Source organism: Cedecea sp., from assembly GCF_036500665.1.
Classification (GTDB): domain Bacteria; phylum Pseudomonadota; class Gammaproteobacteria; order Enterobacterales; family Enterobacteriaceae; genus Cedecea.
On the sequence record NZ_DASYBS010000114.1, the window covers coordinates 16,673 to 31,159 of the forward strand.

A 14,487-nucleotide genomic window follows, 5' to 3' on the forward strand; every position below is an offset into this window, starting at 1 on the left:
TAGAAAAATGTTAACGATATTTTGCAATCAGGTTATCAAAATCAAACAACCAGGCTTGTCAGCGTAGCCGGACTGTTTTTAACATCAGGTTATGGAAAAAAATGGTCTTTTCAGTCAGCGCATTCGCTTGCGCCATTTACATACTTTCGTAGCCGTCGCTCAGCAGGGAACACTGGGTCGCGCGGCTGAAACCCTTAACCTGAGCCAGCCGGCCCTCTCCAAAACCCTAAATGAGCTGGAGCAGCTAACCGGTACCCGTCTGTTCGAGCGTGGGCGGCTTGGCGCCCAGCTAACCCTGACGGGCGAGCAGTTTTTGACCCATGCAGTCAAAGTGCTTGATGCCCTGAATCATGCCGGGCAGTCGTTTACTCGCAAAGAAGATCAGGCTTCCGACGTGGTGCGCATTGGCGCGCTTCCCACGGCGGCGCTGGGTATTTTACCGGCGGTCATCGGAGAGTTTCATAAGCAGCAGAGCGACGTTACGCTTCAGGTTGGTACCATGAACAACACCATGCTGCTGGCGGGGCTGAAGTCTGGCGAGCTGGATCTGGGGATTGGGCGCATGTCTGACCCGGAGCTGATGACCGGCCTGAATTATGAGCTGTTATTCCTGGAATCCCTCAAGCTGGTGGTACGGCCTAATCATCCCCTGCTGCATGAAAATATTACCCTGAGCCGGGTGATGGAATGGCCTGCGGTTGTCTCGCCACAGGGAACGGTTCCCCGCGACAACGCCGAATCACTGCTGGCCGCTCAGGGATGTAAGCTCCCGTCGACCTGCATTGAAACGCTTTCTGCATCGCTGTCGCGCCAGCTTACCGTGGAATATAACTACGTCTGGTTTGTGCCATCGGGCGCGGTGAAGGATGATTTGCGTCAGGGCACGCTGACCGCACTGCCTATTCCGATCCCTGGTGCCGGAGAGCCTATCGGCATACTGACTCGCGTGGATAAACCACTTTCCACGGCAGCACAAATTTTGCTGTCTTCCATTCGAAAATCTATGCCGGTGTAAATTCTGTCGCCGCGATGATCGCGGCGACACGCTTAACGACTGCGTTTGGCGTGCTTTTCCCATGTTTCCAGTTTGGCCTGGTCCGATTTCTTTAGCGCCACATAGCAGGCTCCGCTGCCGCCGTGGTGCGGCATCGCCACACAGAAAGCCTGTACCTCTTCAAACTCTGCCAGCCAGTGGGCAAGGAAGCTACGCACAACGTTGGCATGGGACTTATCTTCCCGCCCTTTGCCGTGAACGATCAGCAGATTGCGCAGGCCATCCTGCTTCGCCTGCAAAATGTAAGCAAACAGCATCTGCCGGCACCGTTCAACCGGCTGGCGGATGAGGTTCAGACTCGCCTGCTGGCTGTATTTTCCCAGCCTGAGCTTGTCCAGCACCCCGGTTTGTACCCCTTCACGCTTGTACTCAAGCGGCGTGTCCATGGGGATAATCTCTAAAAAATCAGTGGTGAGAAAATTGTCGAGCTGGGTGGTGTCCGGCCTGGTGACCATGTTCTCTTTTTGAGGTTTGATCCATTGGCTGTCTGCGCAATTTTTGAGCGGCTTGACATCCTCCATGGCGTCAAGAAACAGCGATTTGTCGTCAAGGTTCACGGTCAATCCTCCTGAGTTATCTGCGGCTACTATAACCCCGCCCTGCCCGGCGCTCAACGGAAGCGATCTGAGACATCCTTCAGGAGATAATGGCTAATTATTTAGCCGTTATCTTTTAAATTAAAAATAAATATTTTGCATTTGCGTTAAAAAAACGTGAAATAAATAAACATAATGGTGATTAATTTTATCCAGTGCAGAAAAATAATCGACGCGCCAATAAGACCGCAACGTTGGACGTATTTCGGGTGATGAACACGCGAGGCAACGTCCTCCTTTCACCCTCACTGGTTTTTATTCTTTCTCATTCTGCGGGTAGCGTATTCACTCGTTACGCTAATCCTTTTGAGGTCTGGCTGGCATCGTTGAGTACATGCTATCTTTTCGGCCTGCGAATTGGCCGGGCACCCGCTCGTGCCAGCCAGAAACGGAGTATACCGTGCTGATAATACTGGAAGATAAAATTGACACCCCCGTCGGGCCACTGTGGATCCTGTGCGATGAGCAGTTCAGGCTGCGGGCCGTGGAGTGGGAAGAGCATAGCGACCGCATGGAGCAACTGTTAAACATTCACTATGGTGCACAGGGATTTCAACGCGTTAGCAGCCGAAACCCGAATGGACTTAGCGATAAGCTACGCGATTATTTTGCGGGCGACCTGGCGGTAATTGATGCTCTGCCTACGGCCACCGCAGGCACGGATTTCCAGCGTCAGGTTTGGCAGGCGCTGCGTGATATTCCCTGCGGGCGAGTGATGCATTACGGGCAGCTTGCGGAGCAGCTGGGCCGGGCCGGAGCGGCACGCGCTGTCGGCGCCGCTAACGGCTCAAACCCGGTCAGTATCGTGGTGCCTTGCCATCGCGTTATCGGCCGTAACGGGACGATGACCGGCTACGCGGGCGGCGTGGCGCGGAAAGAGTGGCTGCTACGTCATGAAGGTTATTTATTACTGTAACCAAATGGTGCCAAAAGTGCGGCTATTTATTCCAGAATAGAGAGGCTGCACTTTAATGTTTCAGTGAATTCAACGAGATGAGGACTAATTTTTGGTTCCCTGCCTTTATTATTGCCTGAATAGCGCTCTGCCAGACTTACCTGATCGCAAAAAAGATGTTAAAATTGACCAATATCAATTACGGTCCGAGCATATCTATGATCCCTGAAAAGCGTATTATTCGACGAATTCAGTCTGGCGGTTGTGCTATCCATTGCCAGGATTGCAGCATTAGCCAATTATGCATCCCCTTCACGCTTAATGAGCATGAACTCGATCAGCTTGATAATATCATCGAGCGTAAAAAACCGATTCAAAAGGGACAGACCCTGTTTAAAGCGGGTGATGAACTGAAATCGCTGTACGCTATTCGTTCAGGAACGATCAAAAGCTATACCATTACCGAACAAGGCGATGAGCAAATCACCGGTTTCCACCTGGCGGGCGATCTGGTAGGTTTTGACGCCATCGGTTCTGGCCATCACCCGAGTTTCGCTCAGGCGCTGGAAACCTCGATGGTGTGTGAAATCCCGTTTGAAACCCTTGACGATCTGTCCGGCAAAATGCCAAGCCTGCGCCAGCAGATGATGCGCCTGATGAGCGGCGAAATTAAAGGCGATCAGGACATGATCCTGCTGCTGTCGAAAAAGAATGCCGAAGAGCGCCTTGCCGCGTTTATCTACAATCTTTCCCGTCGCTTTGCGCAGCGTGGCTTCTCACCTCGCGAGTTCCGCCTGACCATGACGCGTGGCGATATCGGTAACTATCTTGGCCTGACGGTGGAAACCATCAGCCGTCTGCTGGGCCGCTTCCAGAAAAGCGGTATGCTGGCGGTGAAAGGCAAGTACATCACCATCGAGAACATCGACCTGTTGTCAGACCTGGCGGGCCAGTCACGTAACGTCGCCTGATAACCGCCTCCCCTTTGCCGGGTCGTCTTTTCTCTGTTTAATTGATCCGGCAAGGACTATCCACCTGTTTCATTCCTTTCTTATGGGTTAATCTTACTTCACAGACTGTGGTTAAGCAGTTGTAAGGAGACCTGTATGGCAAACTACCAAAACATGCTTGTCGCAATTGACCCTAACCAGGACGATCAACCTGCCCTGCGGCGTGCTGTTTATTTGCATCAACGGATTGGCGGCAGAATCAAAGCCTTCCTGCCTATCTATGACTTTTCCTACGAAATGACCACGCTTCTGTCGCCTGATGAACGCACCGCCATGCGCAAAGGGGTTATCAGCCAGCGTACGGCCTGGATTAAACAGCAGGCGCATTATTATATCGAAGCCGGCATTCCTATTGATATCAAAGTGGTGTGGCATAACCGTCCGTTTGAAGCCATCATTCAGGAAGTTATCGCCGGCGGGCACGATCTGCTGCTCAAAATGGCCCACCAGCACGACAAGCTTGAAGCAGTTATCTTTACCCCTACTGACTGGCATCTTCTGCGTAAATGCCCTTGCCCGGTATGGATGGTAAAAGATCAGCCCTGGCCTGAAGGGGGCAAGGCGCTGGTGGCGGTGAACCTCGCCAGCGAAGAGCTGTACCATAACGCACTGAATGAAAAATTGGTGAAAGAGACGCTGAAACTGGCCGATGACGTTAACCATACTGAAGTTCACTTAATCGGCGCCTACCCGGTTACGCCTATCAACATCGCGATTGAACTCCCTGACTTTGATCCCAGCGTGTATAACGACGCAATTCGCGGTCAACACCTTGTCGCCATGAAGGCGCTGCGTCAAAAATACGCGATTGACGAAAAGATGACTCACGTTGAAAAAGGCCTGCCTGAAGAGGTGATCCCGGACATGGCTGAGCATCTGCAGGCCGGGATTGTGGTGCTGGGCACGGTCGGGCGCACCGGGCTGTCCGCCGCTTTCCTCGGGAACACGGCGGAACAGGTCATTGACCATCTGCGCTGCGACTTACTGGTCATAAAACCGGATGACTACCAGACCCCGGTTGAGCTGGATGACCCGGAAGACGACTGACGGCGTTGAGAATACCAGTAAAAATCCCGCTGAATTTCCGGCGGGATTTTTTTAGCCCATCAGGCATGGTCATCAAGACGAATGATGATACCCCGCAGATAATCAAGCACCATCCTGTCACTCTCCGCCAGCGGTTTCCCCTTCAGCGCGACAGCGCCGACATCCATATAGGTCGAACTATCTTCGATCGTCTTTCTCATGACGCGTAGCCCCTCCAGCGACCAGGGGCGATAAACCAGATCGGATAAAATAGTGACGCCCTTTCCTTTTGCCACCAGGCTGCGCACGGCTTCAAAAGAAGTGGTGGTAAAGATGATATTCGGCCGCCCCCCTTTCGCCTGCCAGTGCTCGCAAATAACGTCCGGGTATTTATCGGTATCCAGCATGATAAAAGCGACATTTGCAATATCAGCCAGTTTCACCGCGGGCAGGTTGAGCAACGGATGCCCCTGTGACACCCACAGTCGGCGCTGGGAGCGAATAAAAGTTTCAATTTCCAGGCCGGAATCGTGGCTGATATTCGACGTAAGCACCAGGGCAAATGCCAGCGTCTTATGATGAAGCCGTTCGATAAGCTCCGCAGGATCGCCTTCAACAAAGCGAAGGGTCATCAGCGGGAAGTGCTGCTCGACCTCGCTAATGATTGCCGGCAGCAGGTAGGCGGAAAGCGTTTTAGCAATGCCGATAGTTATCTCGCCGCGCGTCAGTTCAGGCTGGTACTGCAAGTCTTCTATCGCATGCTGGCTGTCGCTAATAATTTTCTGTGCATGAAGTAAAAAACGCTCACCGCCCGCCGTAAGCTGGATGCCTTTGGGCTGACGCAAAAAAAGCTGACTATTCAGCGCCTCTTCCAGATTACGCATAGCAACCGTCATTGATGACTGCGAAATATGGCAGCGTGACGCCGCTTTAGAGATCTGTTTCGTCTGTGCTAACGCGATGAAAAATTCAAGTTGCCGCAGAGTAAACTTCATAGATAAAAACGATACCTTTAAATAAAAAGGATGAATTAGCTTTGCATTGACCACGCACTTATCATTTTCCCATCAACAGCAAAGCGACTAACCCTCTAAAGGTTGAGCCGTTATGCGCTTACCATCTCATCAACCTTTCATGCTGGCAGTATGGATCATCATCTTCATAGATAAAAGCGATACCAGACTGAATAACGATTGCCCGCATGACATTATGGAAATCAAGCTATGCCGTATTTACTGCTCAGCCTCGCCGCTCTGTTCTGGGGAGGTAACTATGTTGTGGGTCATATCCTGGTGGCTCAGGCCGACCCTATTGTCCTCTCAGAAGCCCGCTGGCTGCTTACCGCTGTTCTGCTTATGGGGCTTTACGCCTCACAGGTTAAAAAGCAGTGGCCGGAGATGCTAAAGGCTAAAGGAACGGTATTTTTTCTGGCGCTATGCGGCCAGGTGCTGTTTCCGGTGACCTTATATATAGGGCTGCAATACACCTCGTCCCTCAACGCCGCCATTTATTTGTCGACTACCCCTGCGCTCGTTCTGCTCATCAATAAGCTGGTATTCAAAGAAGTCATTTCCCGCCGCAACATAGCGGGCGTCTTATTGAGTTCCCTTGGCGTGATGTATCTGGTGATGCAGGGAGATCTTCTGCATCTTGAAACGCTGAAGAATCTGAATAAAGGGGATGCGTGGACAATGGGTTCCGCGGCAAGCTGGGCGCTTTATTGTGCATTTTTGCGGACTAAGCCCAAAACAATTGGCGGTAATGCCTTCGTTGCCGTCAGCGCCGGAATCGGGGCACTGGCGCTTATACCATTGCTTGCGTTCACGCTTTTATACCAACCGCTGCCGCCCGCAGGACACTACCTGAATGCCGGTTTTTTATCCGGGCTGGCCTACCTGGTTATTTTCCCTTCCTGGCTGGCTTATCTGCTGTGGAACAAAGGTATTTTGGCGATTGGTGCCACACGCGGTGAGATTTACTCACACCTGATCCCACTGAGCGGCGGCGCATTTAGCATTCTGTTTCTGAATGTTCCGCTGCACGCGTTTCATCTGGTCAGCGCATTGTTCATCACCGCAGGAATAACGCTTTGCTCGGCTGCGGCAAAAAAAAGCCGCCCTCTCGGACGGCTTTCGCAAAACAGCTGACGCTTATAGCGCTTTCAGAATCGCTTCAACGGTTGCCTTGGCATCGCCAAACAGCATCTGGGTGTTCTCTTTAAAGAACAGCGGGTTCTGAACGCCTGCGTAGCCAGTGTTCATTGAGCGCTTAAACACAATGACGTTCTGCGCTTTCCACACTTCCAGTACCGGCATGCCCGCGATCGGGCTGCGAGGATCGTCCTGTGCTGCCGGGTTAACGGTGTCGTTAGCCCCGATAACTAACACGGTGTCGGTATCGGTGAAATCATCGTTGATTTCGTCCATTTCCAGCACGACATCGTACGGAACACGGGCTTCAGCCAGCAGTACGTTCATGTGGCCAGGCAGACGACCGGCAACGGGGTGAATACCAAAGCGTACTTTGATCCCGCGAGCACGCAGCTTCTCGGTTATTTCCGCTACCGGATACTGTGCCTGAGCCACCGCCATACCGTAGCCCGGGGTGATGATCACCGACGTAGAGTTTTTCAGCATCTCAGCGGTTTCTTCAGCGCTGATTTCACGGTGTTCACCGGCCTCTTCCGTTTCACCGGTAGAGGAACCATCGGTACCAAAGCCACCGGCAATAACGCTGATAAACGAGCGGTTCATCGCTTTACACATGATGTAAGACAGAATGGCACCGGAAGAGCCCACCAGCGCACCGGTGACGATAAGCAGGTCATTGCTGAGCATAAAGCCCGCCGCCGCCGCCGCCCAGCCGGAGTAGGAGTTAAGCATCGACACCACAACCGGCATGTCTGCCCCACCGATGGACGCCACCAGATGCCAGCCAAACGCCAGCGCGATAACGGTCATAATCAGTACCGCAAGCACCTGCATGCCGACGCTTTCAGTACGCACGAATACCAGCAACAGCGCAAAGGAAACCACCAGCGCCGCCAGATTGAGCTTATGGCGGTTCGGCAGCATCAGCGGTTTAGACGAAATTTTACCGCGCAGCTTGCCGAAGGCCACGATAGACCCAGTGAAGGTGACCGCCCCGATAAAGATCCCGATGAAGACTTCCGTTAAGTGGATGTTCTCCATGATAGGCTCAAGACCCGGGCCGTGATCCAGGTAGCTGTTAAAGCCCACCAGCACCGCCGCCAGGCCTACAAAGCTGTGCAGCACGGCAACCAGCTCAGGCATTTCGGTCATTTCGACCTTTTTCGCCAGGTGAATACCAATCGCCCCGCCGATAACCATGGCGATGATAATCCACACCACGTTGCCGGTTTCCGGGCCAAAAATGGTCGCCACCAGCGCAATCGCCATCCCCGCGATACCGAACAGGTTGCCCTGCTTTGAGGTTTCGTGTTTGGACAGGCCAGCCAGGCTAAAAATAAACAGGATCGCGGCAACAATGTATGCAGCTGTAACTAATCCTCCAGACATGTGTTACCCCTTAGTTCTTCCGGAACATTTTCAGCATGCGCTGAGTGACGGTGAAACCACCAAAAATATTGATACTGGCGATCAGTACCGCAATAAAGCTCAGGAAGCTGACCCAGCCGCCGTGACCAATCTGCAGCAGCGCGCCGACGACGATGATCCCTGAAATAGCGTTCGTGACCGACATCAGCGGGGTATGCAGCGCGTGAGAAACGTTCCAGACCACGTAGTAACCCACTACGCAGGCCAGAGCAAACACGGTGAAGTGGCCGAGGAACTCTTTTGGCGCCACGCTCGCAAACCAGCCGAACAGAATAATCGCCAGCGCCATCAGGCCGTATTTAAACCACGGTGAGGTTGGCTTTTTCTCTGGCACAGGTTCTGCAGCAGGTTTTGCCTTCGCCTGAGGCTGGGCGGAAACCTGAATCGGAGGCGCAGGCCATGTGACTTCGCCCTCGCGAATCACCGTCACGCCGCGCACCACGACGTCATCAAAATCGACAGCAATGTTGCCGTCTTTTTCTTTGCACAGCAGCTTGAGCAGGTTAACGAGGTTGGTGCCATAAAGCTGGGAAGACTGCGTCGGCAGGCGGCCCGGCAAATCGGTATAGCCGATGATCTTCACGCCGTTCGGGGTAACGGTGACCTGGTTTGCCACGGTGTATTCGCAGTTGCCGCCGTTTTGCGCCGCGAGATCGACGATAACGCTCCCCGCCTGCATGGAATCCACCATTTCACGAGTAATCAACTTCGGTGCTGGTTTGCCCGGGATTAGCGCGGTGGTGACGATGATGTCCACTTCTTTAGCCTGGGCTGCAAACAGCGCCATTTCTGCTTCAATAAAGGCCTCTGACATCACCTTCGCGTAGCCGTCCCCGCTGCCCGCTTCTTCTTTGAAGTCCAGCTCCAGGAATTCGGCGCCCATACTTTGCACCTGCTCTTTCACTTCCGGGCGGGTATCAAACGCACGCACAATTGCACCGAGGCTGTTGGCCGCGCCGATGGCAGCAAGCCCCGCAACGCCCGCACCAATCACCATTACTTTGGCAGGCGGTACTTTCCCTGCGGCGGTGATTTGCCCGGTAAAGAAGCGGCCAAATTCATGCGCGGCTTCTACAATGGCACGATAACCGGCGATGTTCGCCATGGAGCTAAGTGCGTCCAACGACTGCGCGCGTGAAATACGCGGTACAGAGTCCATCGCCATTACGGTGATATGACGTGCGGCCAGTTTTTCAAGCAGTTCAGGGTTCTGTGCAGGCCAAATAAAGCTAACCAGCGTAGACCCTTCGCGGGCTAACTCAATTTCGTTTTCCAGCGGCGCGTTCACTTTAAGAATAATGTCTGACTGCCAGACATCTGCGCCATCGGTGATGCTTGCGCCCGCCCGTTCAAACGCTTCGTCGTCAAAACTTGCCAGTTTTCCGGCATCACTTTCAATGGCGACAGTGAATCCCAGTTTTATCAGCTGCTCTACCGTTTTCGGTGTGGCTGCCACGCGGGATTCATTGGTCAACCGCTCTTTTGGTACACCAATACGCATAGTATTCCCTTCAATCTGTTTTTGATGATGGTTTGCCAGACCTTGCCATGGCCAGACGCAAGCATCCGCCCGCACTCTGCCGGCAGATATCTGTTCCATTACCACTTCAACAAAAAATACATCTGTAACAAACTTTTTATAACCTACTGAAAATAAAGACTGTGATCTACATCCGCATCCTGGTATTTGTATTTTTATTGCAAAAATTTAGCTATCGCACATTCAAACAGTCATTTTAATCTCTGTTTACGCACCGAAGCCTGATAATACGCTTAAGCGAAGCGGTAAGGCATGATTCTACGCCGCTGCAAAACTAACATTTAACAATACATTAACCAAACAAGTCATAAGCTTTATCAGTTTTACTGATTAAATGGCTATTTTTTTAACTTAATAACGTTTCACGTCGTTGCCTGCCATCAAGAAGGCACCAGGCGTGAAAAATGGCGCAGACAAGGACGTTATTTCAAGCCATAATCGGCGACTAATCGGTCTTTACCAGAGAACGCAGTACTAGTACTCATTTTGCGCAAGGCGAAGGATTATTTTTATGAATATCAAGAACACCCTTCTGGCGTCAGCTCTTATTTCCGTAACTTCGCTGTCCGCTCAGGCTGCGACCGAACTGACTCCAGATCAAGCAGCTGCTCTTAAGCCGTACGAGCGTATTACCGTCACGGGCCGCTTTAATGCTATCGGCGATGCTGTCACTGCCGTTTCTCGCCGTGCGGACGACATGGGCGCTGCGTCGTTTTATGTCCTGGACACCAACTTCATCGGCGAAAGCGGCAACGCCCGCGTTGTTGCTGATGTCTACAAAGCCGATGCGCCAAAAGCCGACGCGGTAAAAAATCGCGTGATTAACGGTATCGTTGAACTGCCAAAAGATCAGGCCTTCAAGCTTGAACCTTTTGATACGGTGACCGTTCAGGGTTTTTATCGCAGCCAGCCTGAAGTCAACGACGCCATCACTAAAGCCGCGCGAGATAAAGGTGCTGCCTCCTTCTTCATCGTACGCCAGGTAGATGCAAACCAGGGGGGTAACCAGCGCGTCACGGCATTTATCTATAAAGCCGATGCCAAAGAGCGTGCGGTTCAAAGCCCTGATTTACTGCCAGCCAACTCCGAAGCTGGCAAAGCCGCACTAGCCGCAGGTGGTGAAGCCGCTAAGCAGGTAGAGATCCCTGGCATTGCCTCTTCCGAAGCGCCATCCAGCGATGTTGGCCGTTTCTTCGAGACACAGTCTTCTAAAGGTGGACGTTACACTGTCACTCTTCCTGACGGTACTAAAATTGAAGAGGTGAATAAAATCACCGCCGCGCAGATGGTGCCATTTGATAACGTTCAGTTTACCGGCAACTACGGCAACATGACCGAAATCTCTTACCAGGTAGCGAAACGCGCCGCCAAGAAAGGGGCGAAGTTCTACCACATCACCCGCCAGTGGCAGGAGCGTGGTGGCAACATCACCATCAGCGCTGACCTGTTCAAATAAGATACACCCATTACCTGAGGGCAGCGAAAGCTGCCCTTTTTTTTAGCATTCAGTTCATTTTACAGCACAGCGCATTGCAAGCAGTGTTCACACTCCGTAAAATCCCGCGCCTTAGCGTGATCCTCCATTTATATGCGTAAAAGCAAAATAATTATGCTGGATCCCTTCCTACCTCAACAGGATGCCTATGGAAAAGAAACTTGGCCTCGCCGCGCTAACCGCGCTGGTATTAAGCTCCATGCTCGGTGCCGGCGTATTCAGCCTGCCGCAGAATATGGCAAGCATCGCGAGTCCGGCGGCGTTGCTGATCGGCTGGGCAATCACCGGCGTAGGTATTCTATTATTAGCTCTGGCGATGCTGGTGCTCACCCGACTACGCCCGGACCTGGACGGCGGGATATTCACTTATGCCCGCGAAGGTTTTGGCGAACTTATCGGCTTTTTCTCCGCCTGGGGTTACTGGCTCTGCGCCGTGATAGCCAACGTGTCTTACCTGGTGATTGTCTTCTCGGCGCTCAGTTTCTTTACCGACACGCCGGCATTACGCCTTTTTGGCGACGGCAACACCTGGCAGTCTATCGTTGGTGCATCTTTGTTGCTATGGATGGTGCACTGGCTGGTGCTGCGCGGTGTACAAACCGCGGCCAGCATCAATCTTGTTGCGACGCTTGCCAAGCTCCTGCCGTTAGGCATGTTCGTCGTACTGGCTGCGATGGCCTTTAACCTGCCGACCTTCTCGCTCGATTTCACCGGGATCAAGCTTGGCGTTCCCGTCTGGGAGCAGGTGAAAAATACCATGTTGATTACCCTGTGGGTATTTATCGGCGTGGAAGGTGCTGTCGTGGTATCGGCCCGCGCACGTAATAAAAAAGATGTTGGCAGAGCGACGTTGCTGGCGGTGGTTGCTGCTCTCGGCGTGTATCTGCTGGTCACGCTGCTTTCACTTGGCGTAGTCGCTCGCCCGGAACTTGCGGCAATGCGTAATCCGTCGATGGCCGGCCTGATGGTCGAAATGATGGGACCGTGGGGCGAAGTGATTATTGCCGCCGGGTTAATTGTTTCAGTGTGTGGCGCTTACCTGAGCTGGACCATTATGGCGGCCGAAGTTCCACTGCTGGCGGCAACCCATAAAGCCTTCCCCAAAATGTTCGCTCGCCAGAATAAAAACAATGCCCCGTCGGCCTCCCTTTGGCTTACGAATATCAGCGTGCAGGTGTGCCTGGTGCTTATCTGGCTTACCGGGTCTGACTACAACACGCTGCTGACAATTGCTTCAGAAATGATTCTGGTGCCCTACTTCCTCGTTGGCGCCTATCTGCTAAAAATTGCTACCCGTCCGCTGCACAAAGTCATTGGCGTAGGTGCCTGTCTTTACGGCCTGTGGCTACTTTATGCGTCAGGCCCGATGCATCTGCTGCTTTCGGTAGTCCTGTATGCTCCTGGATTGCTGGTGTTTATTTATGCGCGCCGTACCCATACGCACGAAAAATCGCTAAATTTAAAGGAAAGAACCGTTATTTGCCTGATGCTGCTGGCAGCATTTCCGGCAACATGGATGCTGGTGGGATAATTTAGTGACGTCCCCGGCAGCTATTTTCTACGGCAGGATTAGGGGAGTACCGCTATTAACCGTCCAATTCTTATCACCGGTGCCGGGAAACGCATTGGCCTGGCGCTGGCACAGCATTTTATCGCACAGTCACAGCCATTAATTATCAGCTACCGTACCCGTCACTGTGCTATCGACGCCCTTGAGCAAGCCGGTGCGGTCTGCCTTTATGCCGATTTTTCGAGCGATAAGGGTATTCTTGAATTTGCTGAACGCGTGAAATCACTCACGCCTTCGCTGCGGGCCGTCATTCATAATGCCAGCGAGTGGCAGCCGGAGAGCCGGGATACCGCACTGAGCGACACGCTACACGCAATGATGCAGATTCACGTCGCTGCACCTTACTTACTAAATCATGAGCTGGAAATCCTGCTGCGGGGTCATGGCCAGGCAGGCAGCGACATCATCCACTTTACCGATTATGTCGCCGAACGCGGCAGCGATAAGCATATTGCCTATGCCGCCAGTAAAGCCGCGCTTGAAAATATGACGCAATCCTTCGCGCTGAAGCTGGCACCGGAAGTCAAGGTCAACGCTATTGCGCCTGCGCTCATTATGTTTAACGACGGGGACAATGCAGAGTATCGTCAGCGTTCGCTAAATAAATCGCTGATGAAAATCGCTCCGGGTGAACAAGAGATAGTGCGTCTGGTTGAGTATCTGCTGACCAGCCGCTATGTCACCGGCAGAAGTCACGCAGTAGATGGCGGCCGCCACCTTCGCTAAAACTGTTTACTCGCCATTAATGGTGTAATCTATTGCATCATTGTATGTTCAATTTTTATAAGCCGACGCGGCAGGTTATGAGCAAAATAGTTTACGTGGAAGACGACCCGGAAGTCGGAGGCCTGATTGCCGCCTATCTCGGGAAACACGACATCGATGTTATTGTCGAAACTCGCGGCGATCGCGCCGAAGCGGTTATCCAGCAGCAGCAGCCAGATTTGGTGCTGCTCGATATAATGCTTCCGGGGAAAGACGGAATGACATTGTGCCGGGATTTACGCCCACAATGGGATGGCCCAATTGTGCTGCTAACCTCGCTGGACAGTGACATGAACCATATCCTGTCGCTTGAGATGGGAGCTAATGACTATATTCTGAAAACGACGCCGCCGGCGGTCCTGCTGGCTCGTCTTCGTCTGCACCTCCGCCAGCGAGTTTCTGCCCAACAAACGGCTGACACCACGGCCGGCAATCTAAAACCCCACAAAGCTATCCGTTTCGGCACGCTTTGCATCGACCCGCTTAACCGCCAGGTCACGCTGGGGGATGACAACGTGGTGCTGTCCACTGCCGATTTCGATCTGCTATGGGAGCTGGCCACCCACGCAGGCCAGATAATGGATCGTGATGCGCTACTGAAAAATCTGCGCGGCGTAACCTATGACGGAATGGATCGTAGCGTTGATGTCGCGATTTCTCGTCTGCGTAAAAAACTGCTCGACAACGCCACGGAGCCTTTCCGCATTAAAACCGTACGTAATAAGGGTTATCTGTTCGCCCCGCACGCCTGGGAAAGTGAAGCCTGATGAAACGCCTTCGGTTGTTTGCCGGAGGCTAATATAAATAAACCCGCAGAAGCGCTGAGGGATCCCCATAAATCAGCGCTAATAAACCAACACCATATTTCGGTAGGTTTTGGCGAGGTGATTAAGAACGGTGCTCAGCACCGTTTGCTTTAAAATTAGCGGGGAGTGTCTTAAGACATTCTCCGCTAACG

Annotated in this window: 13 protein-coding genes; 9 read left to right on the forward strand and 4 right to left on the reverse strand. The window is 52.6% G+C overall.

What is annotated here, in order from left to right:
- The first annotated feature begins 91 nt into the window (after positions 1–91).
- Positions 92–1,015: a pca operon transcription factor PcaQ gene (pcaQ, locus tag VGM55_RS19985; RefSeq protein WP_154185964.1), complete on the forward strand. Its 924-nt coding sequence runs from the start codon at positions 92–94 to the stop codon at positions 1,013–1,015.
- Between the two features lie 32 nt (positions 1,016–1,047).
- On the opposite strand, the gene smrA is transcribed toward pcaQ, so the two are convergent.
- On the reverse strand, positions 1,048–1,611 hold the full coding sequence (gene smrA, locus VGM55_RS19990) for a DNA endonuclease SmrA (protein WP_331636433.1): 564 nt from the start codon (positions 1,609–1,611) through the stop codon (positions 1,048–1,050).
- Positions 1,612–2,050: 439 nt separating this feature from the next.
- Between smrA and ogt the strand changes: the two genes are divergently transcribed.
- The 3 genes from ogt to uspE all read left to right on the forward strand — a co-directional run bounded on the left by ogt (position 2,051) and on the right by uspE (position 4,602).
- Complete coding sequence (gene ogt / locus VGM55_RS19995; protein ID WP_331636434.1) at positions 2,051–2,566, forward strand: methylated-DNA--[protein]-cysteine S-methyltransferase; 516 nt, start codon at positions 2,051–2,053, stop codon at positions 2,564–2,566.
- Between the two features lie 197 nt (positions 2,567–2,763).
- Positions 2,764–3,516: a fumarate/nitrate reduction transcriptional regulator Fnr gene (fnr, locus tag VGM55_RS20000; RefSeq protein WP_154185967.1), complete on the forward strand. Its 753-nt coding sequence runs from the start codon at positions 2,764–2,766 to the stop codon at positions 3,514–3,516.
- A 135-nt stretch (positions 3,517–3,651) separates the two neighbouring features.
- Complete coding sequence (gene uspE / locus VGM55_RS20005) at positions 3,652–4,602, forward strand: universal stress protein UspE (RefSeq protein WP_154185969.1); 951 nt, start codon at positions 3,652–3,654, stop codon at positions 4,600–4,602.
- Between the two features lie 59 nt (positions 4,603–4,661).
- Here uspE and VGM55_RS20010 read toward each other — a convergent pair whose 3' ends face one another.
- Positions 4,662–5,576: a LysR family transcriptional regulator gene (locus VGM55_RS20010; protein ID WP_331636435.1), complete on the reverse strand. Its 915-nt coding sequence runs from the start codon at positions 5,574–5,576 to the stop codon at positions 4,662–4,664.
- 228 nt (positions 5,577–5,804) lie between these two features.
- Here VGM55_RS20010 and VGM55_RS20015 point away from each other — a divergent pair, with 228 nt between their 5' ends.
- A complete protein-coding gene (locus VGM55_RS20015) occupies positions 5,805–6,728 on the forward strand; it encodes a DMT family transporter (protein WP_154185973.1) in 924 nt (307 codons plus the stop codon).
- A 3-nt stretch (positions 6,729–6,731) separates the two neighbouring features.
- On the opposite strand, the gene pntB is transcribed toward VGM55_RS20015, so the two are convergent.
- On the reverse strand, positions 6,732–8,120 hold the full coding sequence (gene pntB, locus VGM55_RS20020) for a Re/Si-specific NAD(P)(+) transhydrogenase subunit beta (protein ID WP_154185975.1): 1,389 nt from the start codon (positions 8,118–8,120) through the stop codon (positions 6,732–6,734).
- A gap of 10 nt (positions 8,121–8,130) precedes the next feature.
- Positions 8,131–9,660, reverse strand: a complete 1,530-nt coding sequence (gene pntA / locus VGM55_RS20025) for a Re/Si-specific NAD(P)(+) transhydrogenase subunit alpha (RefSeq protein ID WP_154186319.1) — start codon at positions 9,658–9,660, stop codon at positions 8,131–8,133.
- A 550-nt stretch (positions 9,661–10,210) separates the two neighbouring features.
- Between pntA and ydgH the strand changes: the two genes are divergently transcribed.
- The 4 genes from ydgH (at position 10,211) to rstA (ending at position 14,296) form a co-directional block, all read left to right on the forward strand.
- Positions 10,211–11,155 (forward strand): DUF1471 family protein YdgH, encoded by a 945-nt coding sequence (gene ydgH, locus VGM55_RS20030; RefSeq protein WP_154185977.1) that lies wholly within the window; start codon positions 10,211–10,213, stop codon positions 11,153–11,155.
- 187 nt (positions 11,156–11,342) lie between these two features.
- On the forward strand, positions 11,343–12,725 hold the full coding sequence (locus tag VGM55_RS20035) for an amino acid permease (protein WP_331636437.1): 1,383 nt from the start codon (positions 11,343–11,345) through the stop codon (positions 12,723–12,725).
- 54 nt (positions 12,726–12,779) lie between these two features.
- Positions 12,780–13,490: a dihydromonapterin reductase gene (folM, locus tag VGM55_RS20040; RefSeq protein ID WP_331636441.1), complete on the forward strand. Its 711-nt coding sequence runs from the start codon at positions 12,780–12,782 to the stop codon at positions 13,488–13,490.
- A 77-nt stretch (positions 13,491–13,567) separates the two neighbouring features.
- Positions 13,568–14,296, forward strand: coding sequence for a two-component system response regulator RstA (rstA, locus tag VGM55_RS20045; RefSeq protein ID WP_154185981.1), 729 nt, complete (start codon positions 13,568–13,570; stop codon positions 14,294–14,296).
- The last annotated feature ends 191 nt before the right edge of the window (positions 14,297–14,487 follow it).

Coding starts and splice junctions, on each gene's coding strand:
- VGM55_RS20035 (WP_331636437.1), top strand. CDS start 11,343: ATGGAAAAGAAACTTGGCCTCGCCGCGCTAACCGCGCTGGTATTAAGC.
- VGM55_RS20015 (WP_154185973.1), top strand. CDS start 5,805: ATGCCGTATTTACTGCTCAGCCTCGCCGCTCTGTTCTGGGGAGGTAAC.
- pcaQ (WP_154185964.1), top strand. CDS start 92: ATGGAAAAAAATGGTCTTTTCAGTCAGCGCATTCGCTTGCGCCATTTA.
- pntA (WP_154186319.1), bottom strand. CDS start 9,660: ATGCGTATTGGTGTACCAAAAGAGCGGTTGACCAATGAATCCCGCGTG.
- pntB (WP_154185975.1), bottom strand. CDS start 8,120: ATGTCTGGAGGATTAGTTACAGCTGCATACATTGTTGCCGCGATCCTG.
- fnr (WP_154185967.1), top strand. CDS start 2,764: ATGATCCCTGAAAAGCGTATTATTCGACGAATTCAGTCTGGCGGTTGT.
- VGM55_RS20010 (WP_331636435.1), bottom strand. CDS start 5,576: ATGAAGTTTACTCTGCGGCAACTTGAATTTTTCATCGCGTTAGCACAG.
- ydgH (WP_154185977.1), top strand. CDS start 10,211: ATGAATATCAAGAACACCCTTCTGGCGTCAGCTCTTATTTCCGTAACT.
- rstA (WP_154185981.1), top strand. CDS start 13,568: ATGAGCAAAATAGTTTACGTGGAAGACGACCCGGAAGTCGGAGGCCTG.
- uspE (WP_154185969.1), top strand. CDS start 3,652: ATGGCAAACTACCAAAACATGCTTGTCGCAATTGACCCTAACCAGGAC.